This window comes from Stenotrophomonas sp. MYb57 (genome assembly GCF_002966815.1).
Taxonomy (GTDB): Bacteria; Pseudomonadota; Gammaproteobacteria; order Xanthomonadales; family Xanthomonadaceae; genus Stenotrophomonas; species Stenotrophomonas indicatrix.
In genome coordinates, this window is the sequence record NZ_CP023271.1 from 2,009,049 (window position 1) to 2,027,602 (window position 18,554).

Here is an 18,554-nt window from a genome sequence, read left to right on the forward strand (position 1 = left end):
ATGTCTTCACCCTGGCGGGACAGAATCCTCGGCCTGATGCCGCGTACGGCCATCGTCTGCCACGACTTGTTCATGGTATGGGCCTGTTGGCAGCTGTTGCATGCAGGTCGTTACTCGATCCTCGCCGATGCTCCCGCATTGCCGTTGTGGAACGTGGATACGACGCTGGTACTGGCGCTGCAGGGACTGGTGTTCTGGCGTATCGGCCTCTATCGCGGCCTGTGGCGTTTTGCCAGCGTCAGCGACCTGCTGAACATCTTCAAGGCCAGCTTCATCGGCCTGATCGCCATTGTTCTGGTACTGGCCTGGAAGCGCTTCGACGGCGTGCCGATGTCGGTGCTGGTGATCTATCCGTTCGCGCTGTCGGCGCTGCTGGGCGCGCCACGCCTGCTGTACCGGGCGTGGAAGGACTATCAGTCGCTGCAGTCCGACTCCACCGCGCGCCGAGTGCTGATTCTCGGCGCCGGCCAGGCCGCCGAGACCCTGGTGCGCGACCTGCGCCGGTCCGGCAATTTCGAGCCGGTCGGCCTGCTCGATGATGCGCCGCACCTGCGTGGCGCCAAGCTGCAGAGCCTGCCGATCCTGGGGACCCTGGACGACGCACCGGCGGTGGCCCGCGAGACCGCAGCCAAGCTGCTGGTGATCGCCATGCCCTCACTGGATGCGGTGGGCATGCAGCGCGTGGTGGCCATCTGCGAGAGCACCGGCATTCCGTTCCGGACCGTGCCCAAGCTCAGCGACATCCTGCAGGGGCAGTCGCTGCCGGGCCAGTTGAAGGAAGTGGCGATCGAAGATCTGCTCGGCCGCAAGCCGATCATGCCGGACTGGAACCTCATCCGTGGCTGGTTGGGCGGGCGCACGGTGATGGTGACCGGTGCCGGTGGCTCGATCGGGTCCGAGCTGTGCCGCCAGTGTGCGCGCCATGGTGCCGGTCGTATCGTGCTGCTGGAGATCAGTGAGCTGCTGCTGTTGACCATCGAGGGCGAGCTGCGCCGCAGCTTCCCCGATGTCGAGATTGAAGCGGTGCTCGGTGACTGTGGCGATCCCGCGGTGATCCGCCACGCGCTGTCGCTGCACCCGGTCGACACCGCTTTCCATGCGGCTGCCTACAAGCACGTGCCGGTGCTGGAGCGTCAGCTGCGTGAAGCCGTGCGCAACAACATCCTGGCCACCGAGAACGTGGCCCGCGCCTGCCTGGAAGCCCACGTCGAGCACTTTGTGTTCATCTCGACCGACAAGGCGGTGGACCCGGTCAATGCGCTGGGCGCCAGCAAGCGCTATGCGGAGATGATCTGCCAGAGCCTGGACCAGAAGTCCACGCACACCCGTTTCGTGACCGTGCGTTTCGGCAACGTGCTGGCGTCGGCCGGCAGCGTGGTGCCGCTGTTCCGCGAGCAGATCCTCAAGGGCGGCCCGGTCACGGTGACAGACCCGGAGGTCAGCCGCTATTTCATGACCATTCCCGAGGCGTGCCAGCTGATCCTGCAGGCGGCCGCGTCGGCGTCCCACGGCGCGATCTACACCCTGGACATGGGCGAGCCTGTGCCGATCCGGGTGTTGGCCGAGCAGATGATCCGCCTGGCGGGCAAGCAGCCCTACAAGGAAATTCCGATCATCTATACCGGCCTGCGCCAGGGCGAGAAGCTGCACGAGACGCTGTTCTATTCCGACGAGGACTACCGGCCGACCGCGCACCCGAAGATCCTCGAGGCCGGCGTCCGTTCGTTCTCGCGGGACATCGTGCTGGGCAACGTGCCGAAGCTGCGCGAGGCCATTGCCCGGTACGACATCGATACGATCCAGGAAATCCTGTTTGCGACCATGCCGGAATTCTCGCCAATCGAACAGGATGCTTACATTTCATCCGCTAAGGTTGTGCCCTTTCCGGCACGTGAGGCCAACAGGCACCAATGAGCAAGCGCATTCGCAAGGCGGTATTCCCGGTAGCGGGTCTGGGCACGCGTTTTCTTCCGGCGACCAAGACGGTGCCGAAGGAGATGCTGCCGATCATCGATCGGCCGCTGATCCAGTACGCCGTGGATGAGGCGATCGAAGCAGGCTGTGACACCCTGGTGTTCATCACCAACCGTTACAAGCACGCCGTCGCCGACTATTTCGACAAGGCCTACGAGCTGGAGCAGAAGCTCGAGCGCGCGGGCAAGCACGAGCAGCTCGAATTGATCCGCCATGTGCTGCCGGAAGGCGTGCGCGCGATCTTCGTCACCCAGGCCGAGGCTCTGGGCCTGGGCCATGCGGTGCTGTGCGCCAAGGCGGTCATCGGTGACGAGCCGTTCGCCGTGCTGCTGCCCGACGATCTGATCTGGAACCGCGGCGCGGGTGCGCTGAAGCAGATGGCCGACCTCAACGAGGCCAGTGGTGCCAGCGTCATCGCCGTGGAGGACGTGCCCCACGACAAGACGGCCAGTTACGGCATCGTCGCCACCGAGGCGTTCGACGGCCGCAAGGGGCGTATCTCGCAGATCGTGGAGAAGCCCAAGCCGGAAGACGCACCGAGTGACCTGGCAGTGGTGGGGCGCTACGTGTTGAGCCCGAAGATTTTCGAGCTGCTCGAGCAGACCCGCACCGGTGCCGGTGGCGAGATCCAGCTGACCGATGCGATCGCCGAACTGCTGAAGACCGACGAGGTCGATGCCTATCGTTTCGAGGGCACCCGTTTCGACTGCGGCACCCACCTGGGGCTGGTCGAGGCGACGATCCGCTTCGCGCTGGACAACCCGAAGCTGGCCGGCCCGGCGCGCGAGAAGCTGGCGGCGATGCTGGCGGAGTAAGGGTTTTCAAGCGCTCCGGCAGCGCCTTCCTGCATAGCTGGGGGAGGCGCAGGCAGGCCGCTGCAGGACACGCCGTAAACCCATCCTTGGGGGCTCGATGGCGCCATCCATGGCGCCAACGGTCCTGCAGCGGCCTGCCCACGCCTCTCGACAGTTTCCTGCGGGCGCGGACGGGAAGGGCGGAATCAAGAGCAGGGCGGAAACGAAAAAGGCAGCCGATGGCTGCCTTTTTCGTTTCCGGAGCATCCACGCATGGCGTGGATCTACTGCTCTTGCCTCTTCTCATCCTTCCGCCGCGGGGAGGCTGGAAGGGCCGGGTTGGCAGGGCTGCCCGGGACCGTTGGCGCCATGGATGGCGCCATCGAGCCCCCATGGATGGGTTCACGGCGTGTCCCGGGCAGCCCTGCCAACCCGGCCCACGCCTTGAAGCCCAACGAGGCAACGCCTTGAACCTTACAGCGCCTCGAAAATGCCCGCCGCACCCATGCCGGTGCCGATGCACATCGTCACCATGCCGTACTTCTGCTGGCGACGGCGCAGGCCGTGCAGCAGGGTCGCGGTACGGATCGCGCCGGTCGCACCCAGCGGATGGCCCAGCGCAATCGCGCCGCCCAGCGGATTGACCTTGCTCGGGTCCAGGCCGCAATCGCGGATCACGGCCAGCGACTGCGCGGCGAAGGCTTCGTTGAGCTCGATCCAGTCCAGCTGGTCCTGGCTCAGGCCGGCCTGCTTCAGCGCCTTCGGAATCGCGGCGATCGGGCCGATGCCCATCACTTCCGGGCGCACGCCGGCCACCGAGAAGCTGACGAAGCGGGCCAGCGGGGTCAGGCCGTAATCCTTGATCGCCTGTTCCGACGCCAGCAGTACCGCGCCGGCGCCATCGCTCATCTGCGAGGAGTTGCCGGCAGTGACGGTGCCGCCGAACTGGCCGTTGCGGAACACCGGGCGCAGCTTGGCCAGGCCTTCAGCGGAGGAATCCGGACGCGGGCCTTCGTCGGTGTCGGCCACCTTGTTGCGGGTGATGATGCGCTTGCCGTCGGCCAGATCGGGCTGGTGCGAGACGATCTCGTACGGGCTGATCTCGTCCTTGAAGTCACCATTCTGAATGGCGGCCATGGCCTTCTGGTGCGAGGCCAGGGCGAACGCGTCCTGTTCTTCGCGCGAGACCTTCCACTCTTCAGCGACCTTCTCGGCGGTGATGCCCATGCCGTAGGCGATGGCGACATGGTCGTTGTCGAACACGCTCGGGGCCATCGCGATCTTGTTGCCCATCATCGGCACCATCGACATCGATTCGGTGCCGCCGGCCAGCATCAGGTCGGCGTTGCCAAGGCGGATCGCGTCGGCCGCCTGCGCCACGGCCTGCAGGCCGGAGGAGCAGAAGCGGTTCACAGTCTGCGCGGCAATGGTGTTCGGCAGGCCGGCCAGCAGCACGCCGATGCGGGCTACGTTCATGCCCTGCTCGGCTTCGGGCATCGCGCAGCCGATGATCGCGTCATCGATGCGGTTGACGTCCACGCCCGGCGCCTGCGCCACGACGCTGCGCAGCACGTGGGCGAGCATGTCGTCGGGGCGGGTGTTGCGGAACATGCCCTTGGGCGCCTTGCCAACCGGGGTGCGGGTGGCGGCGACGATGTAGGCGTCCTGGATTTGCTTGGTCATTGCAGTGATCTCTTGAATAGGGGTTGGAAGAGGTTGCCGGCCAGCGGCCGGCACTACCGATGTCTTCCGTCAGTTCCGCAGCGGCTTGCCGGTCTTGAGCATGTGCGCGATGCGGGCCTGGGTCTTTTCCTGCTGGGCCAGTTCGACGAAGTGCTTGCGCTCCAGGGTCAGCAGCCACTCTTCGTCGACCAGGGTGCCGCGGTCGACCTTGCCGCCGCACAGCACGGTGGCGATGCGCTCGGCGATCTCGTAGTCGTACGGGCTGATGAAGCGGCCTTCCAGCATGTTGACCAGCATCATCTTGAAGGTGGCGATGCCGACGTCGCCGGCCACCTGGATACGGCGTGCCGGCAGCGGCGGACGGTAGCCCGCTTCGGCCAGGGCGCGTGCTTCGGCCTTGGCGATGTACAGGGCCTCGTAGCTGTTGAACACCACCTTGTCGGTGCTGCGCAGCAGGCCCAGTTCCTGGGCGTTGACCGCCGAGTTGGACACCTTGGCCATCGCCACGGTCTCGAAGGTCTTCTTCAGTTCGGCGAACACGTCACCGCCCGGGCCAGCGGCCTGCGAGGCACGCACCGCCAGTTCCTTCAGGCCGCCACCGGCTGGCAGCAGGCCGACGCCGGCCTCGACCAGGCCGATGTAGCTTTCCAGGAAGGCCACGGTCTTGGCGCTGTGCATCTGGAACTCGCAGCCGCCACCCAGTGCCAGGCCGCGCACGGCAGCCACCACCGGCACCAGCGAGTACTTGATGCGCTGGCTGGTGCGCTGGAAGTTGTGCACCATCGCTTCGAACTGGTCGACCTTGCCGGCCTGCAGCAGGCCGAGGGCGCCAGCCAGGTCGGCACCGGCGGAGAAGGGCTCCTTCTGCTGCCAGATCACCAGGCCCTGGAAATCCTTCTCGGCGCGGGTGACGCATTCCTGCAGACCATCCAGCACGTGGTCGGACACGGTGTTCATCTTGGTCTTGAAGCTGACTACGGCGATGCCATCGCCGTCGTGCCACATGCGCAGGCCGTCGTTCTCGAACACAGTCTCGCCCGGCGCGAACTTCTCGCCCAGCAGCGGATCGGGGAAGCGCTGGCGCTGGTATACCGGCAGCGACGAACGCGGCAGCTTGGCGTTGCGCGACGGGCTGTAGCTGCCCTCGGCGGCATGAACGCCATCCCGGCCGTCAAATACCCAATCCGGCAGCGGCGCGTTGCTCATGCTCTTGCCGGCGACGATGTCATCGGCAATCCACTGCGCGACCTGCTTCCAGCCGGCAGCCTGCCAGGTTTCGAACGGGCCCAGCGACCAGCCGTAGCCCCAGCGGATGGCCAGATCGACGTCGCGCGCGGTCTCGGCGATGTCGGCCAGGTGGTAGGCGCTGTAGTGGAACAGGTCGCGGAAGGTCGCCCACAGGAACTGCGCCTGCGGGTGCTGGCTCTCGCGCAGCTTGGCGAACTTCTCGGCCGGGTTCTTGATCTTCAGGATCTCGACCACTTCCGGCGCAGCGGCGCGGTCAGCCGGACGGTAGTCCTGCTTTTCCAGGTCCAGCACCACGATGTCCTTGCCGACCTTGCGGAAGATGCCGGCGCCGGTCTTCTGGCCCAGTGCGCCCTTGGCAATCAGCGCATCCAGCCACTTCGGCGACTTGAAGAACTCATGCCACGGGTCGTTGGGCAGGGTATCGCCCATGGTCTTGATGACGTGGGCCATGGTGTCCAGGCCGACCACGTCGGAGGTGCGGTAGGTGGCCGACTTCGGGCGGCCGACCAGCGGGCCGGTCAGGCCGTCCACTTCGTCGAAGCCGAGGCCGAATTCCTGGGTGTGGTGGATGGTGGACAGGATCGAGAACACGCCGATGCGGTTGCCGATGAAGTTCGGGGTGTCCTTGGCGTACACCACGCCCTTGCCCAGGGTGGTGACCAGGAACGCTTCCAGGCCTTCCAGCACGCTGGCGTCGGTGGTGGTGGCCGGGATCAGCTCGGCCAGGTGCATGTAGCGCGGCGGGTTGAAGAAATGCACGCCGCAGAAGCGGTGGCGCAGCTGTTCGGGCAGCACGTCGGCCAGCTTGTTGATGCCCAGGCCCGAGGTGTTGGAGGCCAGCACGGCGTGGTCGGCCACGAACGGGGCGATCTTCTTGTACAGGTCCTGCTTCCAGTCCATGCGTTCGGCGATGGCCTCGATGATCAGGTCGCAGTCCTTCAGCTGTTCCAGGCCGGTCTCGTAGTTGGCCGGGGTGATGGCTTCGGCCAGCGACTTGCTGGCCAGCGGCGCCGGGCTCAGCTTGCCGAGGTTGGCGATCGACTTCAGCACGATGCCATCGGCCGGACCTTCCTTGGCAGGCAGGTCGAACAGCACGGTGTCGACGCCGGCATTGGTGAGGTGGGCGGCGATCTGGGCACCCATGACGCCGGCACCCAGCACGGCGGCGCGGCGGACTAGCAGGGAATTGGACATGGTGTAGGGCCTTTGTTGGTCAGCAGTTACTGGGTGGAATCAATGGAGGCGGGCAGGGCGCTGCCGCTGCGGGCGGCGGCACGGAATCCGGCCTCGGCGAAATGGATCAGTTCATGGGCGGCATGGGTACGATGCGCCGTTTCGGTGACACCGGCAGGTCGCTTGATCAGCCCGAAATCGGCCATGGCATAGGTCAGCGAGCCAGCGAGGAAATCCAGGCGCCAATAGAGCTCTTCCTTGCTCAGGCCGGGCACGCAGGTGGCGATCGCCTTGCCGAACTCACGCAGCACGTGGCCGTAGTGGTCGGACAGGAACTTGCGCAGGTTGTCGTTCTTTTCAGCGTAGGCACGGGCGATCACGCGGACGAAGGCACCGCCGTTCTGACGGTCCTGGGCCAGCGCCAGGGCCGGCTCGACGAAGGCGGCGAGCACCGGCCGCAGTTGGCCGGGGTGTTCGTTGCGGGCACGCTCGAGCTGGGCCAGGCGGGCGCCGGTCATCTCGTCCATGCGGCGGCGGAACACCTCGTTGACCAGGTTTTCCTTGGAGCCGAAGTGGTAGTTGACCGCAGCGATGTTGACGTCTGCCTGGCTGGTGACCTGGCGCAGCGAGGTGCCGGCAAAGCCGTGCTGGGCGAACAGCTCCTCGGCGGCGCCGAGGATCCGGTCCTTGGTCGAGAAGTGGGCGGGCTTGGCCATCGGGCGGGCGGACCTTAATCAAACGATTGTTTGATACTAGAACCAGACGGTACCGTATGGCATTTTGCAGTGCAGCAAAAATGTCCGGGCTGGTCAGAATCCGCTCAGGTGGGTGAATGGGGTGCTGGCTGGGGTCGGATCCCCCCCTGGGGCTCCGACCCCGGTGCTGGCCCCGTAATGGGGTCAGAGCCCCTGCGGGGATCCGACCCCTGCGCCCAATGCCGGCCAGCGTCGGCACTACCACCCTGCCGCTTTATCTTTTACAATCCGCGCACGTTTATCAGGCTAAGCCCGCGTTTCGACGCGGCTTTTTTTTTGTTACCCTTCGGGCCATCAGCGGCCCGATTCCATTGGAGACATCCCATGGCGCTGGAGCGCACCCTTTCGATCATCAAGCCGGACGCCGTTGCCAAGAACGTCATCGGCGAAATCTACGCCCGCTTCGAAAAGGCCGGCCTGAAGGTCGTGGCCGCCAAGTACAAGCAGCTGTCGCGTCGTGAAGCCGAAGGCTTCTACGCCGTGCACCGCGAGCGTCCGTTCTTCAACGCACTGGTGGAGTTCATGATCTCCGGCCCGGTGATGATCCAGGCCCTGGAAGGCGAGAACGCCGTCCTGGCCCACCGCGACCTGCTGGGCGCCACCAACCCGAAGGAAGCCGCTGCGGGCACCATCCGCGCCGACTTCGCCGAATCCATCGATGCCAATGCCGCCCACGGCTCGGACTCGGTCGAGAATGCCGCGATTGAAATCGCGTACTTCTTCGCCGCCACCGAAGTCGTCTCGCGCTGAGAGTAATGCCGTGAACGAGGTCGTACAGAAAATCGCCATCCAGCCGCTGCCGAAGTCGGCACCCACGGCTGGCAAGCAGAACCTGCTCGACCTCGATCGCGCGGGCCTGGAGAAGTTTTTCGTCGAGGTTCTCGGCGAGAAGAAGTTCCGCGCCCATCAGGTGATGAAGTGGATCCACCATCGCTACGTCACCGAGTTCGATGAGATGACCGACCTCGGCAAGGTTCTGCGCGCCAAGCTGCAGGAGCATGCCGAGGTCCTCGTCCCGAACATCATCTTCGACAAGCCCTCCGCCGACGGCACCCACAAGTGGCTGCTGGCGATGGGCGTGGATGGCAAGAATGCCATCGAGACCGTGTACATCCCCGACAAGACCCGCGGCACGCTGTGCGTGTCCTCGCAGGTCGGTTGTGGCCTGAACTGCACGTTCTGCTCCACCGCCACCCAGGGCTTCAACCGCAACCTGACCACCGCCGAGATCATCGGCCAGGTGTGGATCGCGGCGCGCCACCTGGGCAACGTGCCGCACCAGATGCGCCGCCTCACCAACGTGGTGATGATGGGCATGGGCGAGCCGTTGATGAATTTCGACAACGTCGTGCGTGCCATGAGCGTGATGCGCGACGATCTGGGCTACGGCCTGGCCAACAAGCGCGTGACCCTGTCGACCTCCGGCCTGGTGCCGCAGATCGACCGCCTGTCCACGGAAAGCGACGTGTCGCTGGCGGTGTCGCTGCATGCGCCGAACGACGAGCTGCGCGAGACCCTCGTGCCGCTCAACAAGAAGTACCCGATCGCCGAGCTGATGGCTTCGTGCGCACGCTACCTGCGCGCCAACAAGCGCCGCGAATCGGTCACCTTCGAATACACCCTGATGAAGGGCATCAACGACCAGCCCGAGCACGCCCGCCAGTTGGCGCGGCTGATGCACCAGTTCGACAACGCCGTGCAGGCCAGGGACTCGGGCAAGGTCAACCTGATCCCGTTCAACCCGTTCCCGGGTACCCGCTACGAGCGTTCCGAAGAAGCGCATATCCGCGCCTTCCAGAAGATCCTGCTCGACAGCAACGTGCTGACCATGGTGCGCCGCACCCGTGGCGACGATATCGACGCCGCCTGTGGCCAGCTCAAGGGCCAGGTGATGGATCGCACGCGCCGCCAGGCCGAGTTCAACAAGACGCTGCAGGCGGGGAAGGGGAGCGATGCCGCGGCCTGACCGCCTGCCGGTGGCCCTGTTCGCAGGCGCGCTGGCATTGGCAGCGGGCGGTTGCACGACCACCAGTGAGATTCCGATCGGCCCGGGCGGGGTCGCGCCGATCCACAGCGTCCGCGATGCGCCGGGCGTGCGCCAGAAGTTCCACTACGAGGACCTGCTGGCGCTGGCTGCCCGCGACATGCAGGTGGGCAACTTGGACGAGGCCGAGCGCAAGGTGCGCCGCGCGTTGAAGCTGCAGCCCAATGGTGTGGACGCGGTGATGTTGCTGGCCGGTGTGGAAGATCGCAGGGGGCGCGAGCAGCAGGCGGGGGATGGCTTCCGCCGCGCTGCAGAGCTGGCACCGCAACGCGGTGACGTTCTCAATAATTACGCGGCATGGTTGTGCCAGCACGGCCACTCGGCCGAATCGCTGGTCTGGTTCGATCGTGCCCTGACTGCCCCGGACTACGCCACGCCCGCCGCTGCCCTGGCCAATGCTGGTGGATGCGCGCTGGACGCTGGCCAGCTTGAACGTGCCGAACGCGACCTGCGCGCCTCCCTTTCCCACGTACCTGGCAACCCGGTCGCGCTGGAGGCGATGGCCCAGCTGAGCTTCCGTCGCGGCCAGTTCATGGAAGCCCGGGCCTTCGCCGAACGTAGGATTGCGGCTGCACCGGCCACGCGTTCCGTGTTACAACTTGCGTCTGAAATCGAGGCGCGACTGGGTGATCAGGCAGCATCTGATCGCTATCTTCAGCGGATTCGACAGGAATTTCCGCAGGACGCGGGCTCCTAACTCCAGGGTTGATGCATTGTGATTGATGACCAGACTGTGAGCGATCTCGAGACTGTGGCCGGCTGCGGCACCCGCCTGCGCCAGGCCCGCGAGGCCGCCGGACTGACCCTTGAAGACGTCGGCCAGCGCCTGCGCATGCCGGTTCAAGTGGTCAAGTCGCTCGAGCAGGAGCAGTGGCAGAAGCTCGGCGCGCCGGTGTTCGTGCGCGGCCAGCTGCGCAGCTATGCCCGCCTGCTCGGTGTCGACGTCAGCGAACTGCTGGAACAGGCCCAGGTCGGCCCGGTGGTTCCGCCCACCCTGGTCAGCCACACCCATACCCCGCGTGCGCGCCGGATCGCCGAGAATCTCGGCCGCCGTGCGCTGTATGTCGGTATTACCGCCGTGCTGGCGGTCCCGGTCTGGTTCGCCACCCGCGGTCACTTCGATGGCACCGCACCTTCGCCGAACACCGCCTCGCTGGATGTGATCCCGGCCGCCGTACCGGTTACCCCGGCCGGTCCCGGGTCCGCCGCCGCGGCGCCCGCCGAGGTGGCGGCCGCGCCTGTCACCAAGCCGACTGCTACCCCCTACGTTGCCTCGCTGGCCCCGGTGCCACGCGCTGCGCCGGCTGCTGCCGCCAACCTGGACATGCAGTTCAGTGGCGACAGCTGGGTCGATATCGCCGGTCCGGATGGCGGCAGCGTCGAGAAGGCGTTGATCAAGGCGGGCGAGACCCGCAGCTTCACCCCCGGCCAGGTGGCCCGGGTCACCTTGGGCAACGCCTCGGCGGTCCAGGTTCAGCAGAATGGCGCTATCGTCGATCTGACGCCCTATCAGCGAGCCAACGTGGCACGCTTTCAGGTATCCTCTGAAGGCTCCGTTGTCCCGGTTTCACACTGAGGCGCGGTTTCACCACCTTCGATAATCCCAATGGTCCCTCCCGATGGGCGGGGCGAGAGTACGCATGGCGATCGACGACCTGCTCGACGAGCACGAACAAAGTGAACGCGTCCGCAGCTGGCTGCGGAAGAATGGTGCCAGCATCCTCGGTGGCGTAGTCATCGCCATCGGTGCCATTGCCGGCTGGCAGTGGTACCAGAAGGATCAGGGCGGCAAGCTGGCCTCGGCCAATGTCGAGTACCAGAAGGCCTTGGTGGGCCTGCAGCAGAACAAGCTCGACGACGCTGCGAAGGCGGTCAAGGCGCTGGAGGCTGGCCCGTCCAGCATCTACGGCGACCTGGCTGCGCTGCAGCTGGCCAAGGCCCAGGTCGATGCCGGCAAGAATGAAGAGGCGCTGGCCACCCTGCGCGCGGTGAAGGTCGAAGGCGACCTGCAGCGCGTGGTCGACCAGCGCGTGGCACGCCTGCTGGTGGCTACCGGCAAGGGCGATGAAGCGATCAAGCTGCTGGGCAGCGCCACCGACAGCAGCAGCCTGGAAATCCATGGCGATGCGCTGATGGCGCAGGGCAAGCGTGACGCGGCCCGCGAACAGTATGAGAAGGCGCTGAAGACGCTGGACGTGGCAGCGCCGCAGCGGCGACTGCTGGAAACCAAGGTTATGGACGCCGGCGGCACCGTCGCCGCCCCTGCGGAGTCGGTTTGATGAGTCAGAAGGTCATGATCACGCGCGTCGCCACCGTACTCCTGCTTGGTATGGCGCTGTCCGGTTGCAGCACCATGAAGGGCTGGTTCGCCGGCAAGGACGCAGCAGCGAAGAAGGCACAGGAACCGGCGGAACTGGTGAAGTTCGAGCCGACCCTGAAGGTCAACAAGGCCTGGTCGGTCAACCTGGGCAAGGGCGAGCGCCGCATCGGCGTACGCCAGGGCCCGGCGGTGGCCAATGGCCACGTGTTCGCCGCGGCGATCACCGGTGGCGTGCACGCCATCGACCTGCAGACCGGCAAGAAGGTCTGGACCTGGGAGCCGAAGAAGGAAAAGAAGAAGGCCAAGCTGCGGCTGTCCGGTGGTCCGGGCGTCGGCGAGAACCTGGTGGTCATCGGTACCCTCGATGGCCAGGTGATCGCGCTGGACATCAACGATGGCAGCGAGAAGTGGCGCGCACGCGTGCCCAACGAAGTGATCGCCGCGCCGGCCATTGCCCAGGGCATGGTCTTCGTGCGCAGCAATGACGGTCGCGTCACCGCGTTCGATGCTGGCAACGGCACCCAGAAGTGGTTCAACCCCAGCGAGCTGCCGGCGCTGACCGTGCGTGGCAACGCGCCGGTGGTGGCCGGTCCGGGCGTGCTGTTCATCGGCAAGGACGAGGGCAGCGTGTCTGCGCTGGCCATGCAGGACGGCCGCACGCTGTGGGACCAGAACGTGGGTACCGGCGAAGGCCGTACCGAGCTGGACCGCATGGCCGACGTCGATGGCGCCCCGGTGCTCGACGGCAATACGCTGTTCGTGAGCAGCTTCAAGAACCAGACCATGGCCATCGAAGGCCCGACTGGTCGCCCGATGTGGGCGCGTGACCACGGCGGTGCCGGCGGTGTGGCGGTGTCTTCGGGCAATGTTTTCGTTACCGACAACAAGGGCGGCGTGTTCGGCCTGGACAAGGCCAGCGGCGCGGCGATGTGGTCGCAGACCGCACTGGCCCGGCGCTCGCTGACCGGTCCGGCGCTGCACGGCGACTACGTGGTGGTCGGTGACTACAAGGGATACCTGCATTGGCTGCAGGCCTCCGATGGCGCGATGGCGGCGCGGGCGAAAAGCGGCGGTGATGCGCTTCTGGCCCAGCCAATCGTCGTCGATGGAGTGCTGCTGGTGCAGAACGTTGATGGCAAGCTGACCGCATTCCGGTTGGCAAATTAATACGGAGTAATCGCGATGCTGCCTTTGGTCGCCCTGGTTGGACGGCCGAATGTCGGCAAGTCGACCATATTCAATGCACTGACCCGTACACGTGACGCCCTGGTCCATGACCAGCCCGGCGTCACCCGGGATCGCAACTATGGCGTCTGCCGGCTTGACGAGGACAACCATTTCCTCGTCGTCGATACCGGCGGCATCGCAGAGGAAGAAGAAGGCCTGGCTGGTGCTACCACGCGCCAGGCCCGCGCTGCCGCTGGCGAAGCTGACCTGATCCTGTTTGTCGTCGATGCCCGCGAGGGCACCTCGGCGATGGACGATGAGATCCTGGCCTGGCTGCGCAAGCTGTCGCGCCCGACGCTGCTGCTGATCAACAAGATCGACGGCACCGACGAGGACACCGTGCGTTCGGAGTTCGCCCGCTACGGCTTCAGCGAGATGCTGACCGTGTCGGCTGCCCACCGCCAGGGCCTGGACGACCTGCTTGACGAGGTCATCCAGCGCCTGCCGGAAGAGGGCAGCGGCGAAGAGCTGGACAACGATCCGAACCGCGTGCGCATCGCCTTCGTCGGCCGCCCCAACGTGGGCAAGTCGACCCTGGTCAACCGCATCCTCGGCGAAGAGCGCATGATCGCCTCGGACGTGCCGGGCACCACCCGCGATTCGATCTCGGTGGACCTGGAGCGCGACGGCCGCGAGTACCGCCTGATCGACACCGCCGGCCTGCGTCGCCGTTCGCGCGTGGACGAGGTCGTCGAGAAGTTCTCGGTGGTCAAGACCATGCAGTCGATCGAGCAGTGCCAGGTGGCCGTGTTGATGCTCGACGCCACCGAAGGCGTGACCGACCAGGACGCCACCGTGCTCGGCGCCGTGCTGGATGCCGGCCGCGCGCTGGTGATCGCGATCAACAAGTGGGATGGCCTCACCGACTACCAGCGTGAGCAGGCGGAAACGATGCTGTCGCTGCGCTTGGGCTTCGTGCCGTGGGCCGAATCGGTGCGCATCTCGGCCAAGCATGGCTCGGGCCTGCGTGAGCTGTTCCGTGCGGTGCACCGTGCGCACGAATCGGCGAACAAGACCTTCACCACCAGCGAAGTGAACAAGGCGCTGGAAGTGGCCTACGAGACCAACCCGCCGCCGACCATCCGCGGCCACGTCTCCAAGCTGCGTTACGTGCACCCGGCCGGCGCCAACCCGCCGACCTTCATCGTGCACGGCACCCGCCTCAAGGAACTGCAGGAGTCGTACAAGCGCTACCTGGAGAACTTCTTCCGCAAGCGCTTCAAGCTGATCGGTACGCCGGTGCAGTTCATCTTCCGCGAGGGTGCCAACCCGTACGAAGGCAAGAAGAACGTGCTGACCGAACGGCAGGTCAAGGCCAAGCGGCGCTTGATGAAGCACGTCAAGGGCAAGTGATCCACGAAAAGGCGGCCGCAGGGCCGCCTTTCTCGTTGTGGCGATCCTGTCGGTAGTGCCGGCCGCTGGCCGGCAACCTCAGCCAGGCAGCCCCGGCACCGGAATCCGATAGACCACCGACGCAAACTTCGCGCTCTGCTCGGTGCCGACCACCTGGCCGCCCAGTGCTTCGGCAATCCGCCGGCTGGCCACGTTGTCCACCGCCACCGGGTAGCGATAGGCGACCGCAGCGAGCCGTTCCGCGCACCAGTGGACGACGGCGCGCACTGCCTCGCGGCCGTAGCCCTGTCCGTGCTCGCGCTCGCTTATCCAGATGCCAAGCTCGGGTTCGCCCTCGGTAGCGCGGTGCACGGCGGCGATGCCCACAAAGCGTCCGTCCTGCAGATGCCGGATCACGAACGTGTATTCCGCGCCTTCCTCGATCAGGCGCAGCCATTCCTGGCCGATCTTTTCGAATGCCGCAAAAGAGTCCGGCGGATCGAATGCCATGAAGCGGGTCAGCGTTGGCGTGATGCCGGCGAAGACCTCGGGGCCGTCGGCGCATGAGAACGGCCGGAGCACCAGGTGCTCGGTCTGTACGGGATTGATCGATGGTTTCACCGGCCAGAGGGTCCTACGCGCCGTCGGCTCCGTCAACATGGGGCCCGGCTCTACAATGGACGCCATGAGCATTCCAGAGCTTTCCCCCGAGCGGGCGCGCGCGCGCGTGGCCCATGGTGCGGTGCTGATCGACGTGCGCGAGGCGCATGAGCGGGCCGGCGGCATGGCCGAGGGCGCGCGTGGCGTGGCCAAGGATGAACTGCTGGCCGACCCGGCCGCGCACCTGCCTCTGCCGGAACAGGAAATCCTGCTGATCTGCCAGAGCGGCAAGCGCTCGGCTGATGCAGCGCAGGCGCTGCTGGATGCGGGTTATGCCCACGTGGCCTCCGTTGCCGGCGGCACCGTGGCCTGGCGCGAGCAGGCGCTGCCGCTGGTGCAGCCACTGAGCAGCGCCGCCGACCGCGATTTCTACGACCGCTATTCGCGCCACCTGCTGCTGCCGCAGGTGGGCGAGGCTGGCCAGCGCCGCCTGCAGCAGGCGCGGGTGCTGGTGCTGGGCGCGGGCGGCCTGGGCGCGCCGGCCGGGTTCTACCTGGCGGCCGCCGGGGTAGGGCACCTGCGTTTTGCCGACCACGACCGTGTCGAGCGCAGCAACCTGCACCGGCAGATCGTGCATACCGAGGCCAGCGTCGGCCAGCTGAAGGTTGATTCGGCACGTGAGCGGCTGCTGGCGTTGAACCCGTCCATCGAGGTCGAGGCCGTGCCCGAGCGCGTCACCTCGGAGAACGTGGACCGCCTGTTGCGGGGCGTTGACGTGGTGCTGGATGGTTCGGACAACTTCCCGTTGCGCTACCTGCTCAACGACGCCTGCATCAAGCACGCCACGCCGATGGTCTACGCCGCCATCGAGCGCTTCGACGGCCAGGTGAGCGTGTTCGATGCCGGCCGCCAGCGCGGCGTGGCACCGTGCTACCGCTGCCTGTTCCCGGAGCCGCCGCCGCCGGAGTTCGCACCGAACTGTTCCGAGGCCGGCGTGCTGGGCGTGCTGCCCGGCCTGGCAGGTGTGCTGCAGGCCACCGAGGTGCTGAAGCTGCTGCTCGGCATCGGCGAACCGTTGGTGGGGCGCCTGCTGCGCTTTGACGCGCTGGGCATGCGCTTCCGCGAGACCCGCATCAGCCCCGACCCGCAGTGCGCGGTGTGCGCGCCGGGCGTGCCGTTCCCGGGGTACATCGATTACGCCGCGTTCTGTCGGGGCGGGTGAACCCGGTAGCGCCGGGCCATGCCCGGCGGATGTATCTGCGCGCGCCGCTGCGCTCGCCGGGCATGGCCCGGCGCTACCGTTTATGGTTTCGGGATGATGCCCAGGGCCACTCCCGCTATCGTTCCATCTCCAAGACAATAAAACGCAACACACGTGCTATTGCCGTCATCGGTGTTGCTCTATCGTTGAGGCCGATTTCGATTTCCGGGGAACCCACCGCATGGCGGTAGAAGCAGCGACCAGCGAGCTGGTCAAGGTCGTCGCCCTGTTGGGCGCAGCGGTGGTGATGGTGCCGCTGTTCCGTCGGCTCGGCCTGGGCTCGGTGCTGGGCTACTTCGCCGCAGGCCTGGCGATCGGCCCGTTCGGGCTGGGCTGGTTCTCCGACCCGCAGGCGATCCTGCATACCGCCGAACTCGGCGTGGTCATGTTCCTGTTCGTCATCGGCCTGGAAATGCGGCCCTCGCACCTGTGGAGCCTGCGCAAGGAAATCTTCGGGCTGGGCACGCTGCAGATCGTCACCTGCGCGCTGGTGCTGACCAGCATCGCCAAGCTGTTCGGGCTGCCGTGGCAGATCGCCTTCATCGGCGCCACCGGTTTCGTGCTCACCTCCACCGCAGTGGTGATGCAGCTGCTGGCCGAGCGCGGGGATATCGCGCTGCCGTCGGGGCAGAAGATCGTCTCGATCCTGTTGTTCGAGGACCTGCTGATCGTGCCGTTGCTGGCGCTGGTCGCGTGGATGGCGCCGGCTGCCGGCAGTGCCGATGGCGAGGGCTCGCGCTGGATGTCGGTGGCGATCGGCGTGGGCGCCATCGTCGGTCTGGTGCTGGTGGGCCGCTTCCTGCTCAATCCGCTGTTCCGCGTGCTGGCCGAATCGAAAGCGCGCGAAGTGATGACCGCTGCCGCGCTGCTGGTGGTGCTGGGCGCGGCGCTGCTGATGCAGCTGTCCGGGTTGTCGATGGCGATGGGCGCATTCCTGGCCGGCGTGCTGCTGAGCGAATCGACGTTCCGCCACCAGATCGAAGCAGACATCGAACCGTTCCGCGGCATCCTGCTGGGCCTGTTCTTCCTCAGCGTGGGCATGGCGCTGGACCTGGGTGTGGTGGCCGGCAACTGGCCGATGATCCTCGGCCTGGTGGTGGCGCTGATGGCGGCCAAGGCGTTGTGCATCTACGTGGTTGCGCGCCTGATGGGCAGTGACCACGCGCAGGCGCTGGACCGTGGCGTGCTGATGGCGCAGGGCGGCGAGTTCGCCTTCGTGCTGTTCTCGGCCGCAGCCAGTGCCGGGGTGATCAGCCTGGACATCAATGCCAACTTCACCGCCGTGGTGGTGCTGTCGATGGCGCTGACGCCGCTGGTGGTGCTGGTCTACAAGCGCGTGGCGCCGACGCCGACCGTCAGCCTGGAAGGCGTGGATACCGCCGATGGCCTGTCCGGCAGCGTGCTGCTGATCGGCTTCGGCCGCTTCGGCCAGGTGGCCAGCCAGTCGCTGCTGGCCCGCGACGTGGACGTGACCATCATCGACAACGATGTGGAGATGATCCACAACGCCGAGCGCTTCGGTTTCAAGATCTATTACGGCGACGGCACCCGGCTGGACGTGCTGCATGCCTCTGGCGCGGGCAGTGCGCGGGCGATCGCGGTGTGCGTGAACAATGCCGAGGATGCTGACCGCATCGTCGAACTGGTGGCCCATCAGTTCCCGCAGGCCAAGCTGCTGGTGCGCTCGTTCGACCGCGAACATTCGCTGCGGTTGATCCATGCTGGCGTGGACTTCCAGATCCGCGAAACCTTCGAGTCGGCACTGCTGTTCGGGCAGGCGGCACTGGTGGAACTGGGCGCGGACGAGGATGACGCTCGCGAGATTGCCGAGCAGATCCGCGAGCGCGATGCTGAGCGCTTCGAACTGGAAATGGCCGGTGGCAGCCTGAGGGCCGGCGCGCACATGGTGTTCGGCAGCGCGCTGCCGGGTGTGCCGACGCCGACGCCGTTCACCGCGCCCAAGCGCAAGGCACGCACGCTCAATGCAGATGAAGTGCCGGAAGAAGAGGAATGATCTGAAGCATGGTAGTGCCGGCCGCTGGCCGGCAGCTGCACGGTGCTTCCTGCGCTCATGAGGTTGCCGGCCAGCGGCCGGCACTACCGACGTGCGTGCTTGGTCGATGGGGTCAGAGCCCTTTGCCTT

Annotated in this window: 15 protein-coding genes; 11 read left to right on the forward strand and 4 right to left on the reverse strand. The window is 66.3% G+C overall.

Annotated features, from left to right (window positions below; translation table 11 throughout):
• Both CLM74_RS09340 and galU read left to right on the forward strand, forming a co-directional pair.
• Positions 1 to 1,914 carry a nucleoside-diphosphate sugar epimerase/dehydratase gene (locus tag CLM74_RS09340; RefSeq protein ID WP_162292037.1) on the forward strand — a complete coding sequence of 638 codons (1,914 nt, stop codon included), beginning with the start codon at positions 1 to 3 and terminating at the stop codon, positions 1,912 to 1,914.
• Positions 1,911 to 2,789: a UTP--glucose-1-phosphate uridylyltransferase GalU gene (galU, locus tag CLM74_RS09345; protein ID WP_025875017.1), complete on the forward strand. Its 879-nt coding sequence runs from the start codon at positions 1,911 to 1,913 to the stop codon at positions 2,787 to 2,789. The genes CLM74_RS09340 and galU overlap by 4 nt, the downstream gene beginning before the upstream one ends.
• 453 nt (positions 2,790 to 3,242) lie before the next feature.
• Here galU and CLM74_RS09350 read toward each other — a convergent pair whose 3' ends face one another.
• The 3 genes from CLM74_RS09350 to CLM74_RS09360 all read right to left on the reverse strand — a co-directional run bounded on the left by CLM74_RS09350 (position 3,243) and on the right by CLM74_RS09360 (position 7,588).
• Positions 3,243 to 4,451, reverse strand: coding sequence for an acetyl-CoA C-acyltransferase (locus CLM74_RS09350; RefSeq protein WP_032977565.1), 1,209 nt, complete (start codon positions 4,449 to 4,451; stop codon positions 3,243 to 3,245).
• 69 nt (positions 4,452 to 4,520) lie between these two features.
• Positions 4,521 to 6,893, reverse strand: coding sequence for a 3-hydroxyacyl-CoA dehydrogenase/enoyl-CoA hydratase family protein (locus tag CLM74_RS09355; RefSeq protein WP_049466160.1), 2,373 nt, complete (start codon positions 6,891 to 6,893; stop codon positions 4,521 to 4,523).
• A 26-nt stretch (positions 6,894 to 6,919) separates the two neighbouring features.
• Entirely contained in the window at positions 6,920 to 7,588 is a 669-nt protein-coding gene (locus CLM74_RS09360) for a TetR family transcriptional regulator (protein ID WP_105163904.1), read from the reverse strand.
• 363 nt (positions 7,589 to 7,951) lie between these two features.
• Between CLM74_RS09360 and ndk the strand changes: the two genes are divergently transcribed.
• The 7 genes from ndk to der all read left to right on the forward strand — a co-directional run bounded on the left by ndk (position 7,952) and on the right by der (position 14,571).
• Complete coding sequence (ndk, locus tag CLM74_RS09365; protein WP_008265389.1) at positions 7,952 to 8,377, forward strand: nucleoside-diphosphate kinase; 426 nt, start codon at positions 7,952 to 7,954, stop codon at positions 8,375 to 8,377.
• Between the two features lie 10 nt (positions 8,378 to 8,387).
• Positions 8,388 to 9,593: a 23S rRNA (adenine(2503)-C(2))-methyltransferase RlmN gene (gene rlmN, locus CLM74_RS09370; RefSeq protein ID WP_032977561.1), complete on the forward strand. Its 1,206-nt coding sequence runs from the start codon at positions 8,388 to 8,390 to the stop codon at positions 9,591 to 9,593.
• Positions 9,580 to 10,368 (forward strand): tetratricopeptide repeat protein, encoded by a 789-nt coding sequence (locus CLM74_RS09375; protein ID WP_105163905.1) that lies wholly within the window; start codon positions 9,580 to 9,582, stop codon positions 10,366 to 10,368. The genes rlmN and CLM74_RS09375 overlap by 14 nt, the downstream gene beginning before the upstream one ends.
• An 18-nt stretch (positions 10,369 to 10,386) precedes the next feature.
• The gene (locus tag CLM74_RS09380) at positions 10,387 to 11,247 is read left to right on the forward strand and encodes a RodZ domain-containing protein (protein ID WP_025874999.1); all 861 of its coding nucleotides are present in this window, start codon (positions 10,387 to 10,389) and stop codon (positions 11,245 to 11,247) included.
• 64 nt (positions 11,248 to 11,311) lie between these two features.
• Positions 11,312 to 11,950: a tetratricopeptide repeat protein gene (locus CLM74_RS09385; protein WP_025874997.1), complete on the forward strand. Its 639-nt coding sequence runs from the start codon at positions 11,312 to 11,314 to the stop codon at positions 11,948 to 11,950.
• Positions 11,950 to 13,158 carry an outer membrane protein assembly factor BamB gene (gene bamB / locus CLM74_RS09390; protein WP_099842328.1) on the forward strand — a complete coding sequence of 403 codons (1,209 nt, stop codon included), beginning with the start codon at positions 11,950 to 11,952 and terminating at the stop codon, positions 13,156 to 13,158. Before CLM74_RS09385 ends, bamB begins: the two co-directional genes overlap by 1 nt.
• Before the next feature lie 15 nt (positions 13,159 to 13,173).
• Positions 13,174 to 14,571: a ribosome biogenesis GTPase Der gene (gene der / locus CLM74_RS09395; RefSeq protein WP_025874993.1), complete on the forward strand. Its 1,398-nt coding sequence runs from the start codon at positions 13,174 to 13,176 to the stop codon at positions 14,569 to 14,571.
• A gap of 78 nt (positions 14,572 to 14,649) precedes the next feature.
• On the opposite strand, the gene CLM74_RS09400 is transcribed toward der, so the two are convergent.
• Positions 14,650 to 15,243: a GNAT family N-acetyltransferase gene (locus tag CLM74_RS09400; RefSeq protein WP_234003450.1), complete on the reverse strand. Its 594-nt coding sequence runs from the start codon at positions 15,241 to 15,243 to the stop codon at positions 14,650 to 14,652.
• Between CLM74_RS09400 and moeB the strand changes: the two genes are divergently transcribed.
• The gene (moeB, locus tag CLM74_RS09405) at positions 15,236 to 16,372 is read left to right on the forward strand and encodes a molybdopterin-synthase adenylyltransferase MoeB (protein WP_105163906.1); all 1,137 of its coding nucleotides are present in this window, start codon (positions 15,236 to 15,238) and stop codon (positions 16,370 to 16,372) included. The genes CLM74_RS09400 and moeB overlap by 8 nt on opposite strands.
• Before the next feature lie 220 nt (positions 16,373 to 16,592).
• A complete protein-coding gene (locus tag CLM74_RS09410; RefSeq protein WP_088100631.1) occupies positions 16,593 to 18,425 on the forward strand; it encodes a monovalent cation:proton antiporter-2 (CPA2) family protein in 1,833 nt (610 codons plus the stop codon).
• Positions 18,426 to 18,554: the final 129 nt, after the last annotated feature.

What these genes read in the sequence shown, in the direction of transcription:
- CLM74_RS09340 (WP_162292037.1), top strand. Translation starts at nt 1, where the DNA reads ATGTCTTCACCCTGGCGGGACAGAATCCTCGGCCTGATGCCGCGTACG.
- galU (WP_025875017.1), top strand. Translation starts at nt 1,911, where the DNA reads ATGAGCAAGCGCATTCGCAAGGCGGTATTCCCGGTAGCGGGTCTGGGC.
- CLM74_RS09350 (WP_032977565.1), bottom strand. Translation starts at nt 4,451, where the DNA reads ATGACCAAGCAAATCCAGGACGCCTACATCGTCGCCGCCACCCGCACC.
- CLM74_RS09355 (WP_049466160.1), bottom strand. Translation starts at nt 6,893, where the DNA reads ATGTCCAATTCCCTGCTAGTCCGCCGCGCCGCCGTGCTGGGTGCCGGC.
- CLM74_RS09360 (WP_105163904.1), bottom strand. Translation starts at nt 7,588, where the DNA reads ATGGCCAAGCCCGCCCACTTCTCGACCAAGGACCGGATCCTCGGCGCC.
- ndk (WP_008265389.1), top strand. Translation starts at nt 7,952, where the DNA reads ATGGCGCTGGAGCGCACCCTTTCGATCATCAAGCCGGACGCCGTTGCC.
- CLM74_RS09375 (WP_105163905.1), top strand. Translation starts at nt 9,580, where the DNA reads ATGCCGCGGCCTGACCGCCTGCCGGTGGCCCTGTTCGCAGGCGCGCTG.
- CLM74_RS09385 (WP_025874997.1), top strand. Translation starts at nt 11,312, where the DNA reads ATGGCGATCGACGACCTGCTCGACGAGCACGAACAAAGTGAACGCGTC.
- bamB (WP_099842328.1), top strand. Translation starts at nt 11,950, where the DNA reads ATGAGTCAGAAGGTCATGATCACGCGCGTCGCCACCGTACTCCTGCTT.
- der (WP_025874993.1), top strand. Translation starts at nt 13,174, where the DNA reads ATGCTGCCTTTGGTCGCCCTGGTTGGACGGCCGAATGTCGGCAAGTCG.
- moeB (WP_105163906.1), top strand. Translation starts at nt 15,236, where the DNA reads ATGAGCATTCCAGAGCTTTCCCCCGAGCGGGCGCGCGCGCGCGTGGCC.
- CLM74_RS09400 (WP_234003450.1), bottom strand. Translation starts at nt 15,243, where the DNA reads ATGCTCATGGCGTCCATTGTAGAGCCGGGCCCCATGTTGACGGAGCCG.
- CLM74_RS09410 (WP_088100631.1), top strand. Translation starts at nt 16,593, where the DNA reads ATGGCGGTAGAAGCAGCGACCAGCGAGCTGGTCAAGGTCGTCGCCCTG.